This window comes from Pedobacter sp. WC2501 (genome assembly GCF_052682415.1).
Genome location: NZ_JBQZFI010000001.1, coordinates 1,818,051 through 1,842,455, shown reverse-complemented (window position 1 = coordinate 1,842,455; position 24,405 = coordinate 1,818,051). Strand labels below are relative to the sequence as shown.

At 38.3% G+C, this 24,405-nt stretch carries 19 protein-coding genes; 6 read left to right on the top strand and 13 right to left on the bottom strand.

Annotated features, from left to right (window positions below; genetic code table 11):
* The first annotated feature begins 187 nt into the window (after window positions 1-187).
* A complete protein-coding gene (locus ACUN24_RS07965; RefSeq protein WP_445562011.1) occupies window positions 188-742 on the top strand; it encodes an REP-associated tyrosine transposase in 555 nt (184 codons plus the stop codon).
* Between the two features lie 210 nt (window positions 743-952).
* Here the strand turns inward: ACUN24_RS07965 and ACUN24_RS07960 are convergent, their stop codons facing one another.
* The 3 genes from ACUN24_RS07960 to ACUN24_RS07950 all read right to left on the bottom strand — a co-directional run bounded on the left by ACUN24_RS07960 (window position 953) and on the right by ACUN24_RS07950 (window position 2,910).
* Window positions 953-1,915 carry an acetyl-CoA carboxylase carboxyltransferase subunit alpha gene (locus ACUN24_RS07960; protein WP_445562010.1) on the bottom strand — a complete coding sequence of 321 codons (963 nt, stop codon included), beginning with the start codon at window positions 1,913-1,915 and terminating at the stop codon, window positions 953-955.
* 587 nt (window positions 1,916-2,502) lie between these two features.
* Complete coding sequence (locus ACUN24_RS07955) at window positions 2,503-2,733, bottom strand: hypothetical protein (RefSeq protein WP_445562009.1); 231 nt, start codon at window positions 2,731-2,733, stop codon at window positions 2,503-2,505.
* Between the two features lie 12 nt (window positions 2,734-2,745).
* Complete coding sequence (locus ACUN24_RS07950) at window positions 2,746-2,910, bottom strand: hypothetical protein (protein WP_445562008.1); 165 nt, start codon at window positions 2,908-2,910, stop codon at window positions 2,746-2,748.
* Between the two features lie 175 nt (window positions 2,911-3,085).
* Between ACUN24_RS07950 and ACUN24_RS07945 the strand changes: the two genes are divergently transcribed.
* A complete protein-coding gene (locus ACUN24_RS07945; protein WP_445562007.1) occupies window positions 3,086-3,586 on the top strand; it encodes an RNA polymerase sigma factor in 501 nt (166 codons plus the stop codon).
* 1 nt (window position 3,587) lies between these two features.
* Complete coding sequence (locus ACUN24_RS07940; RefSeq protein WP_445562006.1) at window positions 3,588-4,193, top strand: hypothetical protein; 606 nt, start codon at window positions 3,588-3,590, stop codon at window positions 4,191-4,193.
* Window positions 4,194-4,411: 218 nt separating this feature from the next.
* Here the strand turns inward: ACUN24_RS07940 and ACUN24_RS07935 are convergent, their stop codons facing one another.
* From ACUN24_RS07935 to ACUN24_RS07890, 10 genes are all read right to left on the bottom strand, one after another.
* The gene (locus ACUN24_RS07935; protein ID WP_445562005.1) at window positions 4,412-4,594 is read right to left on the bottom strand and encodes a hypothetical protein; all 183 of its coding nucleotides are present in this window, start codon (window positions 4,592-4,594) and stop codon (window positions 4,412-4,414) included.
* A gap of 260 nt (window positions 4,595-4,854) precedes the next feature.
* The gene (locus ACUN24_RS07930; RefSeq protein WP_445562004.1) at window positions 4,855-6,231 is read right to left on the bottom strand and encodes an MFS transporter; all 1,377 of its coding nucleotides are present in this window, start codon (window positions 6,229-6,231) and stop codon (window positions 4,855-4,857) included.
* A 126-nt stretch (window positions 6,232-6,357) separates the two neighbouring features.
* Complete coding sequence (locus ACUN24_RS07925; protein ID WP_445562003.1) at window positions 6,358-8,040, bottom strand: alpha-amylase family protein; 1,683 nt, start codon at window positions 8,038-8,040, stop codon at window positions 6,358-6,360.
* A 182-nt stretch (window positions 8,041-8,222) separates the two neighbouring features.
* A complete protein-coding gene (locus ACUN24_RS07920) occupies window positions 8,223-10,541 on the bottom strand; it encodes a glycoside hydrolase family 65 protein (protein WP_445562002.1) in 2,319 nt (772 codons plus the stop codon).
* 70 nt (window positions 10,542-10,611) lie between these two features.
* Window positions 10,612-11,298, bottom strand: a complete 687-nt coding sequence (gene pgmB / locus ACUN24_RS07915; protein ID WP_445562001.1) for a beta-phosphoglucomutase — start codon at window positions 11,296-11,298, stop codon at window positions 10,612-10,614.
* Window positions 11,299-11,369: 71 nt separating this feature from the next.
* Window positions 11,370-13,307, bottom strand: coding sequence for a glycoside hydrolase family 13 protein (locus tag ACUN24_RS07910; RefSeq protein ID WP_445562000.1), 1,938 nt, complete (start codon window positions 13,305-13,307; stop codon window positions 11,370-11,372).
* A 73-nt stretch (window positions 13,308-13,380) separates the two neighbouring features.
* Window positions 13,381-14,391: a SusE domain-containing protein gene (locus ACUN24_RS07905; RefSeq protein WP_445561999.1), complete on the bottom strand. Its 1,011-nt coding sequence runs from the start codon at window positions 14,389-14,391 to the stop codon at window positions 13,381-13,383.
* A 12-nt stretch (window positions 14,392-14,403) separates the two neighbouring features.
* Entirely contained in the window at window positions 14,404-16,014 is a 1,611-nt protein-coding gene (locus ACUN24_RS07900; protein ID WP_445561998.1) for a RagB/SusD family nutrient uptake outer membrane protein, read from the bottom strand.
* 13 nt (window positions 16,015-16,027) lie between these two features.
* Window positions 16,028-19,000, bottom strand: coding sequence for a SusC/RagA family TonB-linked outer membrane protein (locus ACUN24_RS07895; RefSeq protein ID WP_445561997.1), 2,973 nt, complete (start codon window positions 18,998-19,000; stop codon window positions 16,028-16,030).
* 433 nt (window positions 19,001-19,433) lie between these two features.
* Window positions 19,434-20,447, bottom strand: a complete 1,014-nt coding sequence (locus ACUN24_RS07890) for a LacI family DNA-binding transcriptional regulator (protein ID WP_445561996.1) — start codon at window positions 20,445-20,447, stop codon at window positions 19,434-19,436.
* 287 nt (window positions 20,448-20,734) lie between these two features.
* Between ACUN24_RS07890 and ACUN24_RS07885 the strand changes: the two genes are divergently transcribed.
* From ACUN24_RS07885 to ACUN24_RS07875, 3 genes are all read left to right on the top strand, one after another.
* Window positions 20,735-21,094 carry a response regulator gene (locus ACUN24_RS07885; RefSeq protein ID WP_193423072.1) on the top strand — a complete coding sequence of 120 codons (360 nt, stop codon included), beginning with the start codon at window positions 20,735-20,737 and terminating at the stop codon, window positions 21,092-21,094.
* Window positions 21,095-21,346: 252 nt separating this feature from the next.
* Complete coding sequence (dinB, locus tag ACUN24_RS07880) at window positions 21,347-22,447, top strand: DNA polymerase IV (RefSeq protein ID WP_445561995.1); 1,101 nt, start codon at window positions 21,347-21,349, stop codon at window positions 22,445-22,447.
* A gap of 521 nt (window positions 22,448-22,968) precedes the next feature.
* Window positions 22,969-24,252 carry an IS4 family transposase gene (locus ACUN24_RS07875; RefSeq protein WP_445565126.1) on the top strand — a complete coding sequence of 428 codons (1,284 nt, stop codon included), beginning with the start codon at window positions 22,969-22,971 and terminating at the stop codon, window positions 24,250-24,252.
* The last annotated feature ends 153 nt before the right edge of the window (window positions 24,253-24,405 follow it).

The window sequence follows — 24,405 nt, the reverse complement described above, 5'->3', positions numbered from 1 at the left end:
TTTGCTTGCGCTCGTTTGTTGCTTGCGCTCGTTTCAAACGAGTGCAAAATAGCCTTACGATTTTATCGTAAGGATGATATAAATCTAAATTTCGGATAGGTCGTAAACACAACCAGCTATCTACACGCTCGTTAGAAACGAGCGTGAGCAATTATGATTTTTCTGAATAAATAAATACTTTTAATATATGTCAAACCAATACCAAGCAAGAGATCCGGAAGGCATTTATTTTTTAACTTTTACGATTGTGGATTGGGTAGATATATTCACCCGTTCATCGTATAAAGAAATTATTATTAATTCACTGAAATACTGCCAATCCAACAAAGGATTAACACTTTACGCATATTGCCTGATGACCAATCACATACATCTCATTGCCTCTGCGAGTGGAGATGTAAAGCTTTTTGAAATTATTAGAGATTTTAAGAAGTTTACGAATAGGGCGATTATCGAAGAGATTACTTCAGGAAATGAAAGCAGGAAAAAGTGGCTGCTGAATAAATTTGAATTTGCAGGCAAATACCTGACAAGAATTGAGAATTATAAGGTTTGGCAAGATGGTTACCATGCTGTTGAATTAACCAGTTCAGATTTTACATTCCAAAAGTTAAATTACGTTCATCAAAATCCAGTTAGAGCTGGAATTGTATCAGAGCCCGAACATTATATTTATAGTTCTGCGACTAATTATCATGGGCTTACAGGGCTAATAGAAATTGAATTACTAGACATTGATTAATATTTATTGAATGCTTGCGCTCGTTTCTAACGAGTGCAGCATAGCTTTACGATTATATCGTAAAGCAAGCTAAATATATCGACAACTAACACCGTAAAATACGGTATCCTATTTACACGCTCGTTAGAAACGAGCGTGAGCGCGCATTTATCCACAAAAAAATCCCGTTTAGCATTGCCAAACAGGATTCAAATTTATTTTAGTTAATGATTACTCGTTTACAACACCCATCGCACAGAATTTATCAATCCGTTGTTCGATCAGTTTATCCGTTTTTAATTTACCTAAAGCAGCTAAATCTTTAATTAGGTAATCTTTTAAAGTTTTACCCATTAACTCCGGATCCTGGTGAGCGCCACCAAGTGGTTCAGGAATGATGCCATCGATTAATTTGTTGCCAAACATATCATCAGAAGTCAATTTCAAACATTCAGCAGCTTTCTCTTTAAAATCCCAGCTTCTCCATAAAATAGAGGAACAAGATTCAGGAGAAATTACCGAATACCAGGTATGCTCTAACATATATACTTTATCGCCGATACCGATACCCAAAGCACCTCCGGAAGCACCTTCACCTACTACAACACAAATAATCGGCACGCGAAGGATAGACATTTCCAATAAGTTTCTGGCAATAGCTTCACCTTGTCCACGCTCTTCTGCCTCTAAACCAGGGTAAGCACCCATTGTATCGATAAAAGAGACAACTGGTTTATTAAACTTTTCAGCCAAACGCATTAAACGCAATGCTTTACGGTAACCTTCCGGGTTGGCCATACCGAAATTGCGAAACTGACGCTCTTTGGTGTTTTTACCTTTCTGGTGACCGATAACCATTACCGTTTGACCATTGATGGAAGCAAAACCACCGATAATCGCCTTGTCATCCTTAACCGTTCTATCACCATGCATCTCGATAAAATCATCGCAGATCATGTTAATGTAATCAAGAGTTTGTGGCCGATCCGGATGACGGCTCATCTGAACCTTGTTCCAACCGGTTAAATTTTTATATAAGTTACTGGTAGTTTCATCTAATTTACCATCAAGCTCGTCTAAAGTGGCAGACATATCTACCTTAGTTTTTTCGGCAACTTGCTTAACCTTTTCTATCTGCTGAACTAAATCGGCAATAGGTTTTTCAAAATCGAATGATGTTTTTATTTGCTGCATAATTGAACCACAAAAATAAGTAATTATTTTTAGTTTGCAGTGAACAGTTTTTTGTTTGCTTTTTTGAGGGGATAAATCGTTTAAAAGAGTTGACAACTTTCCTCGGCACCGTGGTGATAAAGTTGTCAACTCTAGAATCTCAAATTAGAATGTATCGATGTTGTATTATCAGTCTTTATAATTTGAAAAGCAATTGCAGTAATTCTTTTTTGAAAGCAGTCCTGCCATTTGCTTTAGCCCAGATGAAAAATCTGGGGCTATCGCGGCTGTCAGGTTTAGATTACACCTGCCTGTGGCTACTATGAGGGGTTTCCATGCCACCGCCCTAACCTACCTAGCCCTGATTGGAGCGGCATACTTTTTTACAGCACTACCTTCAAATTGCTGTCATGCTGAGGAACGAAGCATCTGTTTCATCGGGGTGAGATGCTTCGTGCCTCAGCATGACATGAACAATAAAAAAGATATAGCGCAAAGCAGGACTAACAATAATCATTACACTGCAATTGCGCTTCAATAAACCTAAAAGCGTTGACAAATTTAATAGCAACGTGCACAGGAATTTGTCAACGCTAAAATCTTAAAACTTAGCGGCCCCACCTGCTTTTGGTAATGCTTTTTTTAATAAATTCACGGATATGGTTATTTGCCATTTTAAGATCATCTTTACGTAAATACATCATGTGCCCGCTAGGGTAACCTTCCCAGCTCTTACAGTCTTGCAGTTTACTGCCAACAGTAAATCCTTTATCTCTTAATAGTTCTTTCCAAAAGAAATCGGTTGGTACATTAAGGTTATAATCTAAAAGATTCAACATTGTCAACACGGGTTAAACTTTCATGTTTTTCCAAATGGTGGTAAAAACAAGGTCGGTAGCTTCGCTGGCCGTATCGGCATCGGCACAAACCCTGATCCCGAAATTAACCAATGGATAATAAAGTGTCGCATGCAGATCAAAAAACGCATCTTTATCGACAGTCCGTATCGTTCCCATAATAAATGATACGCTAATTTGCTATCCATTAATTTGTTATCGTAATTTAACTAAAAACAATAAGATTACGAGGTATGGATTTGATCAATATAAATTTCTCTCTGTATTTTCATAAAATTTTTCACGACTGTAACATTTTTTCGAAATGATATACTTATCCAACAAAAATTAGATTTTGAAAAAGACAGATTTAGAAATAACATTCGAAACACAATTAAAAGATTATAAACTTTTGATTTATAAAGTCTGCCGGATGTATGCAAACAATCACGATGATATCCAGGATCTTTACCAAGACATTATCATACAGCTTTGGAAATCGTATCCAAAATTTAGGGGCGAGGCTAAATTCAGCACATGGCTATACCGCATTGCCATTAATACGGCACTAACCAATTTCCGCATACAGAAACGCAAGATTCAAACCAGCGATGTTGAACTGCAGAGCATGCAGATCCCCTATGAGGAAGACATCGGACTGAAGGAAGAACAGCATCAACAGTTATATGCCGCCATCCAGCAATTGAACGATGTAGAAAAATCGATCGTGATGCTATACCTCGAAGATAAATCTTACGATGAAATGGAAGAAATTTTAGGCATTAGTAATGCAACACTACGAGTAAAAATGAACCGCATAAAAGAAAAATTAAGAACCTTTACCAACAATAAATAACATGGAACTAGATCACTTAAAAAATAACTGGAACAGTATCTCGGTTGATTTAAACCGCAAGGAATTTGATATCGTATCTGCAACAAAAAAAGAAATGGAATCTCCTTTATCCGATTTAAAAAAGGCATCCAGAAAGCAGGTTATTATTTTGCCGTTAATTTTTGCTTTTTTGGTTGTGATGACCTCCGCTGCACCGGATATGAAACATAGTTTATTTGTTTGGATGGCATTTATCGTGCTGCCATTAACTTCGATATACTATTACTTAAATCTCAAACTAATCAATGACCTCGAAGAAAACAATGGCTCGGTAAAAAGTGACATTCAAAGAAAAGTAAAGCAGTTGATTAGCAACAATAAGCTTTATCTTAATGTTACCAGGGCGATAATCCTGATACTCATTATTGTAACAGAATTATTAATTCAAAACAACAGAATGAATTTGATTCCCGGACTTGAAATTATTAAATCGATTATACTGCCTTTGCGTTTAGTGATATATGCAGGAGTAATTGGAATACATTACTTTTTGAGCAGATATACTTTTAATTTATATTTTGGAAAATATCTAAACCAGCTGAAAGGGTTATTGGCAGAGATGAAATAGTTTAGACCTCACAGGTTTTAAAAACCTGAAAGATTTCTAAGTTATAGGTTTTATTTGGGCGTTACCCAAGCTACTACACAAGGCCCAGGCTTTTAGGCTTGCGCTTCGCTCCGGTACCGATGAAGGATCGACACTAAACCCTTACAAGCCCAAACGCGAGTTCACTAAATCGTAATTTAAAAACCTATCAGGTTTTTAAAACCTGATAGGTTTGAATATTACTTTAAAGCCGTTTTACTAAAAATATGGTATTCACCAGGAGCCAGAGTTTGTGTGTAAATACTGGTTGAAAGATTAATACTGTTTCCAACCGCATCAATCCAGGTTCCAGCCGATCCGAAATCGATATTTGCCACTATATCTTCATAAGTCGATGCTTTTTTACATGCGGTAGTAAACACTGTTACCAGGAGAAACAGATAAAGAATGCTTTTTGCCTTTTTCGTTCCGTTCAGAAATGAACCGAGGCGGTAAATATTTTTTTCATTTGGTTAGGGATTTTAAAGTTTAATACAAAAGGTCTTATTCTGATTCGTGGAGACACAAACCAGGGAGATAGATATACCCTATCCGCCTCGGTCTGTGTCCCCACAGACAGAAATCTCACTTACTAGTCTGTGAGGACGCAGATCACGAAATACGGGCACGACCATGGATATCTTTACACAGATCTATTCTCTTCTACTTCCAGTTTAGAAGTCAGAACCTCATCTGTTTTCTTTGGTTCACGGATAAATAGATAACAGATTACAGCCGCTAAAATCATCAATCCACCGCCTAATTGTACGGCTAAAAGCCTGTCGTTATTGAGTACATTGCGCATGAGCCAGCCAAAACCAAGGGAGGCAATAATTTCGGGTAATACAATAAAGAAGTTGAAGATGCCCATGTAAATCCCGATTTTATTTTTGGGCAGCGATCCGCTTAACATGGCATAAGGCATCGATAGGATACTGGCCCATGCAATGCCTACTCCTGTCATGCATAAATACAGCATATTTTTATCGTGCACCCAGGCTACGCTGATTAAACCTAAGGCTCCGCAGACTAAACAAAGGGCATGTGTGGTTTTACGGCCCAATGCATCGGCAATTTTTGGCAGCACCAGGGCAAACAGAAAAGTAATAACGCTGTAATAAGCGAGTGTTAAACTGCCAAAATCTGCACCATGTGCATAAACCGGATCGGCAGCATCCTTACCCCCAAAAACATTCACAGCCACTGCCGTGGTATAATAAAACCACATTAAAAACAAACCTGGCCAGGTAAAAAACTGAACCAAAGAAACAATCTGCATCCTTTTTGGCATATTCCTCAGGGCATGAAAAATTTCCCTGGCACCACCACCAAAACCTTTATTGCTTTCTTTTAACTTTTCTTTAAAATCTACATCCTGCGGAGGGTATTCTTTAGTAGTAAAAACCGTCCATAATACTGCAGCGAAAAAGAAAAAAGCACCGATATAAAAAGAGAATTTTACATTTTCGGGGATATTGCCTTGCGCTGCCGTATTGGTTAAATGGAATATATTATTCATAATCCACGGTAAGGCCGAAGCCACACTGCCACCTAAACCGATCATCATACTCTGCATAATGAAGCCGCGATTAACCTGACTATCAGGCAATTTATCAGTAACAAAAGCGCGGAAAGGTTCCATTGCAATGTTTCCAAAAACATCTAAAACCCAAAGCAGTCCGGCCGCCATCCACAATACACTGCTGTGCGGCATAAAGATTAAAGCAATACTACTCACAATGGCCCCAAGCATAAAATAAGGTCTTCTTCTGCCCCATTTTGGATGCCAGGTACGATCGCTCAGGTAACCTATTACCGGCTGAACCAGTAATCCTGTTAAAGGTGCTGCCAAAAACAACAATGGAACCTGATCGGGATTGGCACCCAGGTTCTCGTAAATACGCCCCATGTTGGCCCTTTGTAAATCCCAACCGAACTGAATCCCGAAAAAACCAACGCTCATGTTAATGATCTGTGCGATTGTTAATTTGGGATTTTCGAATATTGTTTTTAACGTCATTATATCTGGTTTAGTTTTAACCGCAAAGGACACTGAGAAAAGAAACGCAGAGAACGCAAAGCTGGGTGCTTATACTTGGTGTTCTTTGCGAATGCCTTTGCGTTCTTTGCGGTTAGTTTAATTGGTTTAAAATTCTATCACCTGTGCACTAACTGGCACTAATGTTACTGGAATGATTGTTCCTGCCGGGATATTTAGTTTCCTATCTGTTAACAAGTCTATGACCGGAGATGAATGTTTAACTTTTAAAATCTTATCTGGGATTTCAATATTGGCTGTTAAAGTTTCTGTCCGATCAAAATTGGCCACGACCAATAAACGCTGTTTACCCGAGTAACGGATAAAAGCATACATGCGGTTGTTCATCTTCCCAGTAACAGGCACTTCATAAATTTCGCCATTTATTACAGCATCACTTGTTGAAGTAACTTTTAATAACTGTTGGTAGTAAGCGCGTAATTTCTGCTCATTTTCATTTAACTGTTTACCATCAAAAGCACCATTATTCATCCATTTCTGGTGGCTCGGAACGCCCCAATAATCAAAAATGGTAGTTCTGTTATCGTCGCCGCCAAAACCTTCCTGACCTTTTCCCGGTTCGCCAACTTCCTGACCAAAATAAAGCATTACCGGACCACCACCTAAAGTTGCCGAAACTACCATTGCGGGTAGAGCCAGTTCGGCATTGCCTGCAAATGCGGCAGATGCAATGCGCTCTTCATCGTGGTTCTCCAAAAAACGTAACATGCGGTGGCCAAAACCAGCACTCTCTTTCTGCCAAACGAAACTAATATCTTTTACATCTCCGTTTGATTCATTCCTGATTAATCTTTTTAAGCCATCATATAAACCCACTTTATCGTAGAGGTAATCAAATTTGCCTTCATCTAAATATTGTTTATAAACTTTTGGATTATAGGCCTCTCCGATAAAAATTAAATCAGGATTCACTTTTTTAACCTGTGGAATGACCCAATTCCAAAAGGCAATGGGTACCATTTCGGCCATATCGCATCTAAAACCATCCACTCCTTTATTAGTCCAATAAGTTAAAATATCACGCATTTTAAGCCAGACTGGCGGAATTGGATCAAAATATTGTTTTTCTCCGTTCTGATAATCTACGCCGTAATTTAACTTAATGGTTTCGTACCAATCGTCGTATTTAGGCTGCGCCGAAAACACATTGTTCCCTGTTGCTTTAGCAGGATTTTCATCAAATTTCCCATCCTGCAAACTCGTAATTGGTGTTTGCTTTGCACCACCAGTTGGCGGGGCAAACGGCTGACCAGGAGTATAATAAAAATCGTTCTGAGCACTAAATGCTTTCGTTACATCATCCTGGGCACCAAAATCGATTACATTTTTCGGTTTTGCATGAGAATGATAGCTCCTGGCAACATGATTGGGCACAAAATCGATCAGCACTTTTAAGTTTTTAGCATGTGTTCTTGTCACCAGCGCTTCAAACTCCTTCATTCTGTTATTAATATCAACAGCCAGATCAGGATCTACATCGTAATAATCGCGAATGGCGTAGGGAGAACCTGCTCTTCCTTTTACCACATCGGCATCATCAGGTTTAATTCCGTATGCAGAATAATCAGTTAAACTTGCATGGGCAAGTGCACCGGTATACCAAACATAATTTACGCTGAGTTCTTTTATGCCATCTAAGGCTTTATCGGTAATATCGTTAAACTTACCCGAGCCATTTTGTTCAATGGTTCCGTAAGGGATATTGGTAGTGTTCTTATTCCCAAATAATCGGGGCAATAACTGGTAAATAACGATTTGCTTATCGTTCATTTTTGTACTTTGTTTTTGTGCAAAGGATGATGTAGCGGGTATTATAAAGATAGAAAAAAGCGTTAACATCCTCCCCCTGCCCCCTCCAAAGGGGGACAAGAATAGGGCGATAAAATTTCTCTTATGAATTAAAGACTGTGGGTTTTCCCTTCTGCTTTCAACCTTTAAACCCTCTACCTCTCTCATACCAACGCTGTGTTGTTTACTTCAATTTCGGTATTTCCGGCCAATTTATAAAGCTGATTCCTGATACCAATTTCTAAATCAACAGCGGCATTATTTTTAATATTGATACCGCTCTCGGTAATATTAATCTTTAAAGTCGCCCCTCTAAATCCGATGGTAAACGAGAACGATTTCCACTTGCCTGGCAAGAAAGGATTAAACTGCAATTTACCGTCGCGCACACGCATGCCCGCAAAACCTTCTACCACACTCATCCAGGTTCCTGCCATCGAAGTGATGTGCAAACCATCTTCTGTATCGTTGTTATAATCATCCAGATCTAAACGGGCGGTGCGTAGGTAGAATTCGTATGCACGTGCTTCATCGTTTAATTTCGCTGCTAAAATACTATGCACGCAAGGCGATAATGAACTTTCGTGCACAGTACGTGGCTCATAAAAGTCAAAGTTGCGTTTTAATGTATCCAGGTCGTAATCTTCTTCAAAGAAATATAAGCCCTGTAAAACATCGGCCTGTTTAATAAAACACGAGCGTAAAATCCTGTCCCAGCTCCATTTTTGATTAATCGGACGTTCGCTAGCGGGAAGATCTTTCACCAAAATTTGTTCTTTATCCAGATAACCATCTTGCTGTAAGAAAATGCCCAATTTTTCATCTTTTGGATAATACATCTTTTCGATAATATCAGCCCAATCGGCAAATTCTTTCTGATTAAAACTTAATGCTCTTAATAAAGTATTGTATTTCTCTGGCTGCTGTGCTTTTACAATTTCAGCGGCTTCGGTGGCATATTTCATACACCATGTGGCCAGAATATTGGTGTACCAGTTATTGTTTACGTTGTTTTCGTACTCATTTGGCCCAGTTACGCCAAGCATTACGTATTGCTGTTTATCGCTGCTCCAGTTAACGCGTTGTTTCCAGAAACGTGCAATGCCGATCAATACTTCTAAACCAAAATCAGAAAGGTAACTTTCATCGCCGGTGTAACGGATATAATTAAAAATGGCAAAAGCGATGGCACCATTACGGTGGATTTCTTCGAAGGTAATTTCCCACTCGTTGTGGCATTCCTCACCATTCATTGTTACCATTGGATACAATGCTGCACCATCCTTAAAACCTAATTTTGCGGCGTTTTCAATCGCTTTACCCAACTGTTTATGTCGATATACTAACAGGTTTTTACTTACTTCCTGTGGAGCTGTTGCCAGGTAAAAAGGCACGCAATAAGCCTCAGTATCCCAATAGGTTGAGCCACCATATTTCTCTCCTGTAAAACCTTTCGGACCAATATTCAATCGATCATCTTTACCGGTATAGGTTTGAAAAAGCTGAAAAATATTGAAACGAATAGCCTGCTGAGCAGAAACATCGCCTTCGATAATGATATCACTTTCTTCCCACTTGGTTGCCCATGCTTCGGTTTGTTCCTTTAACAAGGTATCAAAACCCTTAGCAGATGCTTTGGCTATTACCGATTTTGTTTCTTTTAAAAGTGATTCTTTGGGATAATTTTCTGAAGATAAATTCGCTGCAATTTTAACCAGTGTGATCTCTTCGTTTGCTTTTACCTCAAGAGACAAAGTTTGTCCCACAAATTTCTCTTTGCGAACAGCCTCTGCATTGATGTTTAATTTTTCTTCATTTTTATACAGTTCAATATTACTCCCTGTGCAAACTTCAAATTCAGTTTTCTTTGTTCTTAGTTTGATATAAGCTTCTGTTCCCGAAATTTCATCTGCAATTTTATCCCAGAATTTTTCATCATAGTTGCTGTCCTGATTTTTAACATCGCCATCAATAAAAGTCATTAAGGTTAATTTACCATCGAAATTTAATGGCGTAATGCTATAACGGATCGCGCCAACTTCATCATCAGCAATGCTGCAAAAACGGATTGATTTAACTTTTAAGGTTTTACCGCTTTTTAATTTTGCAGTGAAGGTACGCTCCAGGTATCCCGCATGCATGTTCAGCACACGTTTAAAATCGCTTACCTCAGCTGTTGCCAGATCAAGGATTTCTTCATCTAGTTTTACTTCGATCCCTACCCAGTTTGCCGCGTTTAATACTTTCGCAAAATATTCTGGATAACCATTTTTCCACCATCCCACACGGGTTTTATCTGGATAATAAACACCTGCAACGTAATTTCCAGGTAGGGTTTCTCCGGTATACGTTTCTTCAAAATTGGCGCGCTGGCCCATACGTCCATTACCCAGGCTGAAAATACTTTCCGAAATTTTATTTAAATGTGGATCAAAGCCTTCTTCGATAATATTCCACTCATCTGCTTTAATGTAATTTTTCATAATTGAGTATTGAGTAGCGAGATTTGAGATTTGAGACAATACCCTCAACCTTAAACCCTACACCTTAAACCTATAAATTCTCTAAATCTTTAACAGTTAATTTATCTAATCCACTTACTACCACATCTGCCTGGGTAAGTACGCTTTTTTCGCCGATACCGATAGCTTTCATTCCGCCTCTCTTTGCTGCTTCTACGCCCGCAACGGCATCTTCAAAAACCACACATTCATCAGGTTTAAAGCCTAAAAGTTCTGCTCCTTTTAAAAATACCTCGGGATCTGGTTTTGATTTGGTGACCATATTGCCATCCACAATTTCATCGAAGAAATGGGCCAAATTTGTTCTTTCTAAAATAATCCCTGAGTTTTTGCTGGCTGAGCCTAATGCCAGTTTATAGCCTGCTTTATGTATTTCTGTCAAGAAATCAACTGTTCCAAGTAAAACTTCAGCAGGTGTCATTTTGGTAATCATATCTACATACCAACTGTTTTTCAAAGTAGCTAATTCTTCTTTCTCAGCATCGGTTTTATCTACGCCGCCCCAGGCTAAAATCTTGTTCAAACTTTCTACGCGGCTAACGCCTTTTAACTGCTCATTCTGCTCCTCGGTAAAATCGAAACCCATAGTATTGGCCAAACGTTTCCAGGCTTTATAATGGTAAACCGCAGTATCTACCAGCACACCATCGAGATCAAAAAGACAAGCTTTGATTTGAGATTTGAGATCTGAGACTTGAGATTTGAGATTTTCTTGCATCTTTTGTTATATTTTTTTGTATCAGGTAGTGAGTATCAAGTATCGAGATATAAAGCTACACCTTTACCCATCTATCTTAGCTCAAGCACCAAAGTGGTCTTAGCGGGTACTTTAATGTTTTTGAATTCGATGTTTTCGCCAGTAATTACGTTTTTAGCGGAGGTAATTCCTGTTGTTCTTTCTGCAAAGCGATCGGTATTTAATATTTTTTCTTTATCAGTATTGTTTACAATAACCATTACAGTGCCTTTTGGTTCTACATTGTAGCGGAAATAAACATAAATATCATCTTGCGGTACAAACTGCATCAATTTACCTGTTTGCAATGCCGGACTGTTTTTGCGGAAATTCGCTAAGGTTTTTACAAAGTTGAACGCTTCATTTTCTTTGTTTGTACGTCCATCGGCAATGAATTTATCTTTTTTATCACCTTCCCATCCACCAGGAAAATCAGAACGGATCAATCCATCTGGATTGGAGAAATTTTTCATTAAAATTTCAGTTCCGTAATACATCTGCGGAATGCCCCGCATGGTTAACAGAATACTCATTCCCATTTTGTATTTATCTAAATCTTCACCAACCATTGAGTAAAAGCGGCTCATATCGTGGTTATCTAAAAATATGCAGTTCGTATTTGGTTTTTTGTAAAGAAAATCGTGTGCCAGGGTTGCATACAAACGGTTAATGCCATCTACCCAACCGTTTTTTCCGTTTATTCCCTCATAAATCGCATCTTTTAAAGTAGCGTCGGTAATACCCTGTAAATGGGTATCGAAACCACGGTTAACGGTATTACCACCCGTAAAGAAAGCCTGATTGGCCACTGCAGTTACCAATGTTTCGCCGAATACGGATAAATGCGGAAATTCTGCCTGAACTTTTAAAGCCCAGTCGGCCATATAAACCGGATCGTTGTAACCGTAGGTATCCAGGCGTAAACCATCAATACCTGCATATTCTATCCACCAGATGTGGTTTTGGGTCAGGTAATTCTGTACATAAGAATTCCGTTGGTTTAAATCGGGCATTGAAGGTACAAACCAGCCATCCAGCATCTGCTTTCGGTCGGCTGCTGATGCATGTACATCCATTAAGGTCTGATCGCGATAACTCGTTTGCGTGTATTTTGGCCATTGGTTTAACCAGCTTTTCATCGGTAAATCTTTATAAAACCAATGTTGGGTACCAATGTGGTTGTGTACAATATCTTTAATCACTTTTAATCCTTTGGCATGGGCAATCTCTACATACTTTTTATAAAGTGCATTTGTGCCATAACGTGGATCTATTTTATAATGATCGGTTACTGCGTAGCCATGATATGAAGCTTGTGGCATATCATTTTCTACCTCTGGTGTCATCCAAACTGTAGTTACGCCTAAATCTTTCAGGTAATCGAGGTGGTTAATTACTCCCTGGATATCGCCGCCATGGCGGTAGTACATGCTATCGCGGTTTAATGCGGTTTCGGTTAAACCCTGAACTACATCATTGCTTTTATCACCGTTCGAAAAACGATCAGGCATGAGCAGATAAATAAAATCTTTGTTGATTACACCCTGAATCCTGCCCGCACTTTTATCGCGGTTTTTTAATTCATAGGTGTAAGTAAATGTCTTTTTTCCGTTAACGGCAAAGTTAATCGGGAATTTGCCGGCTTTGGCTGACGGAGCAATTATTAAGTCGAGAAATAAATAATTCGGGTTTTCAACTTTGTTAACCTTTACGAGTTTTACCCCTGGATAAGTTAATGAAACCGAGCTTGAAGCAATGTTTTCGCCATGAACCAGCAATTGCAACTTAGGATTGTGCATACCTGTAAACCAGAACATCGGTTCTACCCGTTCTAACTTTTGGGCAAAGAGATCAATGCTGCCAAACAGTACAATAATGATAATCAATATTTTTTTAAATCCCCGCGCATTTGCACGAATTTTAGTTTGAGCATTAAAAACAGAAGAATTATCGGATTGGAAAGTAACTACTGAGGTAAGCAATTTGATCATGCTAAAACTTTTTAATGTTTTTAAAAATCCTGCAGAGATCAAAAGATCTCTACAGGAATAGTATAGTTAATGATTAATTTTTAATAATAGTGTATGAAGGTACTTTGGTATTAAGGCTTATGGTGTAGTTTCCTGCCGCAGCAATTTTTAAATTGTCGCCATTAGTTTGGAATTTACCCTCTTTAACGCCTAAATTGTTATCCCATTTATGGTCTTCTCTAAATTTGTATTCACCAGCTGTTAAATTCAGGGTAATTTTCCAACTTTCAGATCCATCATTTACATACTTCATATCGGTATCGGTTCCCCAGCCACCAGGAGTTGCCTCCCCGATTACCGACCATTGCTTTACATTTTCCATTTTCCACGTCTTATCTATTGTGTTAAATGTTAGCAACTTTAAACCTTCAGTTAGTACATCAAAATTAACCCCCTGGTTTGAAAATTTCCCACCGCCATTGTCAGCATATTCGGAAATCCAGTTTTTTGCCGGTGTTACTTTAAAAAGCAGTTTACCTGCTGGAAAATTAATTATACCGGTATAAATCCCGTTACTGGTGAGAGACACCAAACTATCTGCTGACTCTGGAAGCCATCCTTGATAGGCACCTGGTACATATACCCAAGCTGATGCCAAATATGGTGTAGCGGTTAAGGTAATTACATTTGAATAAGTCATAGCATTTGCAGCAGCACCAGATTTCAACCTTACCTCTATCTGTGCTGGTGTACCAATGGTTGCGCCAAGCGCTAGCATCATGGTGTTAAAATCGTTTACCGTAGGCGAATATGATGTTGTACTGATTACATATTCTTTAGGCGAAGCAAAGTTTTTTCCTTTCAGATCAAACTGAATGGTTGAGGTTACGGGTATCGTGTAACCTGTAACGGTTGATGCAGGAAATGTTAAGGTTAAGGCCGGTTTTGCTCCGTTTGCCTGTACTAAGCTTAAGCTAGTTGCTGAGGCTGTAAGTGTACCCGCAGGGCTTACATTCGAAACCGTTTGCGTTTCGTCTTTTTTGCAAGACCAAAGCGATACGGCTAAACAGCATACCGCAAAGGATTTAAATAAAATTGATTTCATATGCGATGAAGATTAATAACCAGTGTTTTGAACCAGATTCGGATTTGCGATCAAATCGGCATTTGGAATCGGGTATAGATTACGGTAAGCGGGTAAACTCGTGCCAGCTTTTACACCACCTTTAAATGGCCATAAATAAGTAGATCCGGCAAATTTGCCATAGCGGATTAAATCGGTACGACGATGACCTTCCCAATACAATTCACGACCTCTTTCATCTAAATAAAAATCGGTAGTTAAAGCCGCAGCAACCAGATTACCACTTGTATTGCCATAAGCTCTTTGGCGCAACTTATTTACATAAGTTAAAGCATCTGTTACATTACCGCCCGAACCGCCTCTGGCAACTGCCTCTCCATAAATAAGATACTGCTCAGCCAAGCGAAAAAGGGCAAAATCTAAAGAACTGAATATTCCGTTTATTGATGCAGGAGTTGTACCGCCTGATGTTACATTTTTAAATTTGGTCACTTTTAAACCATCATTAGGATCTGAAATGGCATCTACTGTTGCTTTCGGACCAACAAAAACACCACGTTGATCAATTGATCCGGTAGTATTTGGAAATAAGGCCGGCAAATTCTGACGGGTACGGTTACCGGCCCAACCACCGTTTGGCACACCATACTCACCTGCTACCATACCTGCAGCATCAGCTGATGTATAAATTGCTGCGTTGATCAAGAAAGTGGTACCTCCAAAATTGGTTCCATTCACACCGTCATAATTAATGGTTAGTATATTTTCGGTATTTCCGATATTGTTATCGGCTTTAAAAAGATTGGCATAACTTGGATTTAACGTATAACCTGCTGCAATAACTTTGCTCGAATAGGTTATAGCCTCTGTATATTTTGCAGTACCGGTATAAACCTGGGCATTTAAATATAACCTGGCTAATAATGCCCAGTCCGCTCCTTTATTTGCACGACCATATTCACTATCCGCGGAGCCTGGTGTAGCTAAATCGCCCTCAATCGCTTTCAATTCTGATTCTACATAAGTAAACAATGCTGCACGTTGAATCTGTTTAGGGTTAACCTTTCCAATTTCGTCAGCTTCGGTTACAAACGGCGGATTTCCAAATGCATCTAGCAATACCCAATACTGATAGGCACGTAAGAAACGGGCCTCAGCACGGTAACGCGCAACATTAGTTGCATCAGCTCCGGTAATATTACGTGAAGCTAGTTTATCAGCAGTACTCTGACGTAAATAATCGTTAACCAAAGTAATCTGCGAGATACTGCGTGAATATAAACCTCTTAAAAACTGGTTATCGGTAGACCAGGTAGCATTGTCTAATTCAGGAATACCTGTATCGCCCCAATTACATACCGCTTCATCCGTTACCAATTCCTGCGAGGCCCAAAATAACCTTAAAAAATCTGCGAAACCTGAGTTTAAGCCCCCAACATCACTATTATCTGAACCGGATGGACTTGTTAATCCATAATTTGCATATAACCTCACCAACTGTTGTTTGTAACCTGCAGGCGTAGCGTAAGCAATATCTGCAGTTACATCATTGGTTGGTGTTAAATTTAATGCGTCTTTTTTGCATGCGTTTAATGATAGCACTAAAACCGCTGATGCCAATATTATTTTAAATGAGTTTTTCATTATATCTTTTCTATTAAAAACCAACGTTTAAACCTAGCGTATATGTTCTTGGTCGTGGGTACAGGTTATAATCGATACCTGTAGCCAATTCCGGATCAAGGCCTTTGTATTTTGTTACCACGAAAACATTCTGGCAGTTTGCCGAAATTCTCATCGTTGCAGTTCCGTCCTTAGATAGTTTGCCAATGTTATAGGCTAAGCCTAAATTATCCATTTTCAGAAAAGATGCATTCTTGATATAGTAATCGCTTAGGTATTGTGTATTCGTAAAACCGGTATTTAAGATATCGCTGCCGGCGTTATTAAGGATACCTACTGTACTCAATAGATTTGATTTTATACCAAAGTTCGAACTCACGTTATCATAAACGTAATTGCCTAAACTGGCTCTTAAAACCGTATTAATGCTCCATTTTTTGTAAGTAAACGAGGTATTGAAACCAAAAGTAAATTGAGGATCCGGCGATTTATAGAAATACTGGTCGTCAGTAGTGATTGTACCATCACCATTTAAATCCTGGAAAACACCCTCCAATGGTTTGCCGCTTGCGTCATAAACCTGTTTATACATAAAATACGATTGAGGAATCTGGTTAACCGCATTGTATTTTAAGTGGATTCCGGTTCCTCCAGAGATATCACCCGCATCAATCTTAAATCCAGAGTTTGGGTTCAGGGTTAAATTGGTTACTTTTCTTTTGTTATACGATGCATTTACACCAAAATCCCAGGTGGTATTTTCAGTTTTAATAGCCGTAAAATTTAAGCTTACTTCTGCACCCTTAACATCCATATTACCTACATTGGTAACCAGTTCATTGCTAAAGTTTGTTCCTACCGGGATGGTAATCTTACTTAGTAAATCGGCCGTTTTTTTGTAATACACATCAATACTACCATATAACCTACCTCCTAAAAATCCATAGTCTAAACCTGCATTATAAGTAGTGGTGGTTTCCCATCTCAAATCAGGATCGTATCCGGCCGGGGCATAATAATTGTAAAAAGTATTGCCAATCTGATATTGACCGGTATTGGTGTTGGCATAATATTTAGCGATGTAGTTGTAGTTACCAATATCGGCACCATCTTTATTACCTGTTTCACCATAACTTAATCTCAATTTCAGATCAGAAAGCACTTTACTATCCTTAAGGAAATTTTCTCCTATAATTCTCCAGGTAAAACCTACTGAAGGGAAATATCCCCAACGGTTATTATCTGCAAATTTTGAAGAAGCATCGGCACGCATTGTGGCTGATAGGATATATTTTTCAGCAAGTGTATAGTTGAATCTTCCGTAGTAAGAAAGCATTTTATTACGCTCTACCGAAAATGGGAATACCGGAGTAACAATTGGCGCACCCAAACCTGTGTAATTGGTAAAGTTATAACCAGTAGTTGCAATATCGTAATAACCGTAACCAGCAGTTACGTCAAATCTACTTTTAATGCTTTCTACTGTATGTGCATAGTTCAGATAGAACTCTGAAAATTTATCAGCTTCTGTTTTTAAAGCCCTGGAAAATGAGCCATTTGTTGCCGCTGCTTGCGCCGCGTAAATGGGTACAGTGATATTACCATAACCTTTCGATACATCGTAGCCAAGGTTTAAGTTCGCATGCAACTCTGGTAAAAAGTGGAATGAATAATCGAATTTAGCATTACCTACACTACGTGCAGCATTACCGTTATTATCCTGTAACCTAATTAATGCAACCGGGTTACGCGGTGCATTCGGATTTGGAACCATCGCACTTCCTGTACCTTGTGTCCATTCGAAATAGTTACCGTATTTATTGTCAGCATTAATTGGCTGCGTTGGATCGAATTGAATTGCGGAGTTAATTGCACCAGAATTTGCAAAGTGTGAATCGGTTAGTGATCCTTTTAAGTTTAAATCGATCTTTAAATGATCTTTAAACAATCTTGGCGACAAAGTAATTGACCCTGTTCCGCGTTTTAATTTATCGGTAATCAATAAACCATCCTGATCTAAGTAACCTGCAGAAACACGGTAAGGTACTCCTTTAAATGAACCTGCTATACTCAGACTATTATCAGAGGTAAATGCATGCTGATAGATCGCATCCTGCCAATCGGTATTTGCCGTTCCCAGCAAACTTTTTTGCGTTGTGTTTCCGTTTGCATTAACATAAGCGCGAACTTGATCAGCAGAAAGTACATCTACTTTTTTGGCAACGGTTGCAATGGAGTTATTCGTACTAAAATTTATTACCGGTTCACCAGAACCGCCTTTTTTAGTGGTAATTAAGATTACCCCGTTCGATGCCCTCGAACCATAAATGGCGGTTGCATTTGCATCTTTAAGCACAGTAAAGGTTTCTATATCGTTCGGATTGATCAACGATAACGGACTTGGCGCATTGTCGATGGCATTTCCGCTAAATGGCACCCCATCAATTACAATCAATGGATCGTTACTGGCATTTAATGAGGCTCCGCCGCGGATACGGATCTGGCTACCCACTCCAGGTTGACCACTGTTAGAAATAATGTTCACGCCTGCCACCTTACCCTGAATTAACTGCTCAGGCGTTGTAATTGCTCCTTTTTGAAAATCTTTAGCGTTTACAGTAGTAATGGATCCGGTGAGGTTTTTCTTTTCGGCAGTACCGTAACCGATTACCACCACCTCATTTAGTTTTTGTGCATCAGGCACTAGTTGAAAATTAACGGTAGCATTTGCTGAAATGCTTACAGCTTTATCAAGGGTTTGATAGCCGATAAAACTTGCAGATAACGTTATCGAACCATTCGATAACCCTGCCAGTTTAAAATTACCATTAGCATCGGTTGATGTACTTCTTGTTGTTCCTTTAACAACTACAGAAGCGCCAGGTAATGGTAGGCCGGTTTCATCAAGCACTTTACCTGATATCGATCCGGTTTGTGCTTTTACCATTAATGCTGAAAAAACTAACAGCACTAAAAGCCCCTGTTTTAACAGGTAAAATACTCTCATATTTGAAGCTCGTTTAAGTATAAAAATTTGGTTAAATATTATAGTGATTTACACATTTGACTAATTTACAGCTGTTAATGATATTTCAAAATTTATTTAAAAAATATATTTCCAGCTAAAATATTGACAAGAAAATCAGCATAAAAAATAGCTTTTTGATACAGGTAAAAGTCTACAATAAATAATTATTAAATTTTTAAATAATTGTAAATCATAATATTATGATTTACAAATCTTAATTTAAAGTGTAATAATTACACTAAGTTATTTTTAGTGCTTTTTTCGGGAACGTTCCCGAAAAAATTAGAACAAAATTCTTCCTGTTTTCGGGAACGTTCCCGAAAATCAGTCTAAATTCTTCGTATTTTACACTAAGTGAAGAAAATTTTTGAAAATTTAGGACTAAAAACCAGCCCATTTATAGGCTCGTTTTTTACCCATTTATAGTCGAATTCCGCTTGATAATTTTAGACTCTAAAACCACTTCATTCGGCAGGTTTTTATCGGCATGATCATCTAAAATAGTAAATAACAATTTAGCCGCTTCCTCTCCTATTTCGGTGGCCGGCTGGGTGATTGTAGTAAGGGAGGGATTTAACAAAGGAGCGATTTCCAAACTGGAGAAACTGATCACCTTTAAATCTTTCGGAATGTTAATATCAAGATCGTAACAAGCATAATAGGTGGCAAAAGCCAAACGCTCTACCGATGTAAAAACACCATCAGGTTTCAATTGCGTTAAAGCATCTTTAATGACCACACTATTTTCTTCGTAGCTATTACTGCAATCTACAATCAGGTTTTCTTCGAAAGGAATTTGATGCTTGGCCAGTGCATCAAGGTAACCCTGCATACGGGTTTTACCTATGGATAAACTTTTATTCACCACCAGGTAAGCAATTCTTGTACAACCCTGCTCTATTAAGTGTTCTGTTGCCAGAAAACTGCTGTTATAATCATTTGTAATTACCCTTGGAGTATCAATGTCTTCGTATATCCGGTCGAAAAACACTAAAGGCAGCCTTTTACTGCCAAATTTATTGAGGTAATTATGATCGTTTGCTTCTCCGGAAACAGACATGATAATGCCATCGGCCCTGCCATTGTGTAAGTGGCGAATAAAAGTTACTTCCTTTTTATAATCATCATCGGTTACGTAAATCAGAATATGGTAACCATTTTCCCTGGCTACTCGCTCAATACCATGAATGGCCTGCGAAAAATAATTATTTGCTAATTCGGGTACAATGACAGCAATGGTTTTACTTTTTTGCTCCCTTAAATTACTAGCGTAATGGTTGGGTTGGTAGTTTAACTCTTTCGCCTTGGTCAGTATACGCTCTTTGGTAACATGATTAATGTCACTATTATCCCTAAAAGCCCTCGAAATTGTAGAAGTAGATAAATTTAATGCTTCTGCTAACTTCTTAATATTAATACTATCCATTTTTGGCTGTTAAACCCAATTAATTTGAATAAACGCTGTAAATATAAAATATTAATGCACGAATATCTGCCATGTAAAATAAATTATCAGTTAATTCACTAGTGCGGGAATAAAACAGCTATACTTTATCAATTGACATTAATCAATATTTACCATAAAATTCTTTAAATAAATATTCATTTTTTTTAAAACAAAAAGCATCTTTACTGCATTAATTAATATACGCTATTAATCACCTTCTCATTTAACCTATTGCAAAGCAAAACTAGATGAAATAAAATTACAAAATGGGAAATAAGAAAATATTCATCGCCGATGATGACGAAGGAATTGTTGACGCTGTGACGATGATTTTGGAAGTAATGGGCTATAATGTTGAATTTACATATGATGGTGGGGCAGTAATAGATGCGGTAAAAAATAAGCCAGACCTGATTATGCTCGACATTTGGATGAGTGGATATGATGGCAGGGATATATGCAGACAACTTAAAAACGACCCGGAATTTAGCGAAATTCCAATTTTAATGATCTCCGCAAGTAGAGACATCAGGCAATCTGCACTCGATGCTGGTGCTAATGATTTTATGGAGAAACCTTTCGAGATGGATTCGCTGCTGAATAAGGTGGAAGTATTGTTGGACTAGATAAAAGGTTTAAGGGATAAGATTTAAAGTGTATGGCTTTCCGAAACGATCGTCATCTCGACTGGCGCGCAGCAGAACGGAGAGATCTGCTTTCATATATTTAGCTTCGCTCAAAATCTTATTATGCAATCTCCTTAAAATAAAACCGTTCGGGCAATTGCTTAAAACAAAGTCGGTACTCCCTCTATATTTTGTAAAGAAGAAAATCTAAATCGATAATCCTGATAAAAATCACGAAATTTAGATCATTGCATGTCTGATTTAAATCCACCGGTTTTAAGAAAAATAATTCATATTGATATGGATGCTTTTTACGCATCTGTAGAGCAACGCGATTTTCCTGAATACCGTGGAAAGCCTGTAGTGGTTGGTGGCAAACCCGATAGCCGTGGTGTGGTTTCTACAGCGAGTTACGAAGCACGGCAATATGGAATCCGCTCGGCAATGTCTTCGAGTAAAGCTTATCAACTTTGCCCGACAGCAATTTTCGTATACCCCCGTTTTGATGCCTACACCGCGGTTTCGAAAGCGCTTAGGGAAATTTTTAGCCGGTACACCGATAGTATAGAACCCCTTTCATTGGATGAAGCTTACCTCGATGTAACGGAAGATAAACTCGGAATTGGGTCGGCTATTGATATTGCACAATCGATTAAAGATGCCATTAAAAATGAGTTAAATTTAACCGCTTCGGCAGGCGTATCGATCAATAAATTTGTGGCAAAAGTAGCTTCAGACATGAATAAACCCGACGGCTTAACTTTTATTGGCCCATCGAAGATTGAATCTTTTATGGAAAAACTTCCGGTAGAAAAATTCTTTGGGGTAGGCAAAGTTACCGGCGCCAAAATGAAGGCCATGCAGATTAATACGGGTGCAGATTTAAAAAAATTAACTGAAGCCCAGCTTGTTGCCCAATTCGGAAAATCGGGAATGTTTTATTATAAAATTGTGCGCGGTATTGATGACAGGCCTGTGAGGGCAAACCGCGAGGCAAAATCGGTTGGCGCAGAAGATACTTTTGCAGAGGATACAAATGAAGATTCCGTGATGCAAGATCTGCTGAAACAGATCAGTGAAACCGTGGCCAAACGTTTAGAAAAATACCAGCTAAGTGGAAAAACAGTAATCCTAAAAATCAAGTTCGCTGATTTTAAACTCATTACGCGTAGCCGTTCTTTTGCTATCCCCATAAACAAAGCCGAGGTAATTTATGCCGAGGCGATTAAACTTCTGGAAGAGGCAGCTATCGGTACAACACAGGTGAGGCTTTTAGGCATTACCTTATCGCGGTTTTATGATGATGTGGAGATCGAAAAGCCAGAAAGTAATCAATTGGAGTTTGAGTTTTGATCAGATAAATCATCATTGCGATGAGCTATTTCAGCCGAAGAAGTAATCTTACAACAAACGCAATGATTTTATTTCGATCGGTGAGACAAACATAAGTTCATTTCTAATTTAAATGCCAATTTTCATTTGGAGCGCAATGCCTGTACACAACAAAAAGTTTCTTCCCGTTTTACGCTTATACGCTTCGCTTCCTCGTACCTCGTTGCTGCAGGGTAACACTTCAACCGGGGCTATTGGGCAAAAACAGTAATTTCATTTTCGGGGTTGCAGGGAGCACCAACCTTTGTGCCTAAACCCGACAGTAGCGGCAGCCTCCGATTCCTTCCATCGGAGCTATAGCGAATGGCGGGGCTGAAAACCTCCAAGAACCACTGCACGCTCATTTCCTAATAAGGATACCTTTTATTCAGTCGGTGAGACACCAATGTTATTAACTTAGTGTTTTAAATATTTGAAAATCAAATTATTATGTTGATATTTAACTATTAAACAAGTAAAGTAAATGAGTATAATTTCTTCGAATCAAAAATTGGAGCAACATAAAGTGGCTCCTAAAAAAAACATTTGATTTCATTCAGGATAAAAACAGTTTTTCCCAATACCTTAAAGAACCAATCTTTTTTACCCGTAAGCGGAGTTTAAGCTTCCCTGTTGTTGTATCTATCGTATTAAATCTTTTTAAAGAATCTGTAGAGTATAATCTTTCTACAATTTTGCCTAGTTTATCCTCAAAAGCGGTAACAGGTGCAGCTTTTTCTAAGGCTCGATATAAAATATCCATCTCCTTTTTTAAGGATCTGAACAAAATACTGGCAGATTACCACAAACAGAACCCTTCACAACTTTGGAGGGGATATCAATTGATTGCCGGTGATGGCTCTACTGTTGGGTTACCACCTTCCAGGCAGATAAAAGACTTTTTTGGAATCTATTCAGAAAAAGGTGGTAGTGTAAAAAGTTGTTTAGCACAGATTTTTATGTTTTATGATGTTTTTAGTGGGGCAATTCTTTCTAAAAGGATATCAAAGATGGAGAAAACAGAAAAAACACTTTTTGATGCATGCATTGAAGAACTCCCAGGCCGTAAATCCATAGTTATTTTAGACCGGGGGTTTGGATATTTTCATATCTGCAAAAGCCTTTACGCAGTAAAACAGAATTTCTGCATTCGCATAAGCACCGCTCAGTCCTGTTTTGCAAAACGGATAACCCAACAGACTGAAAACGATTTTATAACAGAGTGGGATCCAAGCCCAAATGAAAGAAAATCCTGTTTAAAACATGGGTTAAATACTGAAAAAATCGTTGTTAGGGTTACAAAAATCCAATTGAAAACTGGAGAGATAGAAATACTTGTTTCTTCCTTATTTGATATGAATGATATCTGCACAGAGAATATGAAAGTGCTTTATGGCCTAAGATGGCCTGTAGAAGAAGGCTTTAAAAAACTAAAACCAAAGATGAAACTAGAGCAGTTTGGTTGTCGAAAACCTGATGGAATATTCCAGGAGTTTGAAGCACATATATTTATGATGAATCTGGTAGCTTTATTAGGCATCCAGGCACAGCAGGAGATCGACAAGAACAAAAAAAGAAAACTAAAATATAAATACAATTGGCAAAATGCTTTCAGGTTTGTTAGAAAAGTAATTATCCAAATACTAAATACGCTAAACCCAGAGCATATCATTCAATCTCTTATTAAACTAATAGCATCTTCTAAAATACCCATAAAACCAGACAGAAGCTTTATTAGGGTAACATTTAAAAAGAGGAAAAACAGAGCTCACCAAACATATAAATAGCTTAAGTTAATAGCATTGGGTGAGACACCAACCGATAGGATAAGAAATACGATTTATCTTAAAGTGATAACTACAGTAGTTTTTTGACCATATAAGGCATTTAAGAAACATATAAGCTCATGTATCGCCGAGCTAGAAACGTCGTCCTTTCGA

Bases quoted from the DNA above. Each gene is read 5' to 3' on its own strand.
- ACUN24_RS07965 (WP_445562011.1), top strand. From the start codon at position 188: ATGTCAAACCAATACCAAGCAAGAGATCCGGAAGGCATTTATTTTTTA.
- ACUN24_RS07960 (WP_445562010.1), bottom strand. From the start codon at position 1,915: ATGCAGCAAATAAAAACATCATTCGATTTTGAAAAACCTATTGCCGAT.
- ACUN24_RS07955 (WP_445562009.1), bottom strand. From the start codon at position 2,733: ATGTTGAATCTTTTAGATTATAACCTTAATGTACCAACCGATTTCTTT.
- ACUN24_RS07950 (WP_445562008.1), bottom strand. From the start codon at position 2,910: ATGGGAACGATACGGACTGTCGATAAAGATGCGTTTTTTGATCTGCAT.
- ACUN24_RS07940 (WP_445562006.1), top strand. From the start codon at position 3,588: ATGGAACTAGATCACTTAAAAAATAACTGGAACAGTATCTCGGTTGAT.
- ACUN24_RS07930 (WP_445562004.1), bottom strand. From the start codon at position 6,231: ATGACGTTAAAAACAATATTCGAAAATCCCAAATTAACAATCGCACAG.
- ACUN24_RS07925 (WP_445562003.1), bottom strand. From the start codon at position 8,040: ATGAACGATAAGCAAATCGTTATTTACCAGTTATTGCCCCGATTATTT.
- ACUN24_RS07920 (WP_445562002.1), bottom strand. From the start codon at position 10,541: ATGAAAAATTACATTAAAGCAGATGAGTGGAATATTATCGAAGAAGGC.
- pgmB (WP_445562001.1), bottom strand. From the start codon at position 11,298: ATGCAAGAAAATCTCAAATCTCAAGTCTCAGATCTCAAATCTCAAATC.
- ACUN24_RS07910 (WP_445562000.1), bottom strand. From the start codon at position 13,307: ATGATCAAATTGCTTACCTCAGTAGTTACTTTCCAATCCGATAATTCT.
- ACUN24_RS07905 (WP_445561999.1), bottom strand. From the start codon at position 14,391: ATGAAATCAATTTTATTTAAATCCTTTGCGGTATGCTGTTTAGCCGTA.
- ACUN24_RS07900 (WP_445561998.1), bottom strand. From the start codon at position 16,014: ATGAAAAACTCATTTAAAATAATATTGGCATCAGCGGTTTTAGTGCTA.
- ACUN24_RS07895 (WP_445561997.1), bottom strand. From the start codon at position 19,000: ATGAGAGTATTTTACCTGTTAAAACAGGGGCTTTTAGTGCTGTTAGTT.
- ACUN24_RS07890 (WP_445561996.1), bottom strand. From the start codon at position 20,447: ATGGATAGTATTAATATTAAGAAGTTAGCAGAAGCATTAAATTTATCT.
- ACUN24_RS07885 (WP_193423072.1), top strand. From the start codon at position 20,735: ATGGGAAATAAGAAAATATTCATCGCCGATGATGACGAAGGAATTGTT.
- dinB (WP_445561995.1), top strand. From the start codon at position 21,347: ATGTCTGATTTAAATCCACCGGTTTTAAGAAAAATAATTCATATTGAT.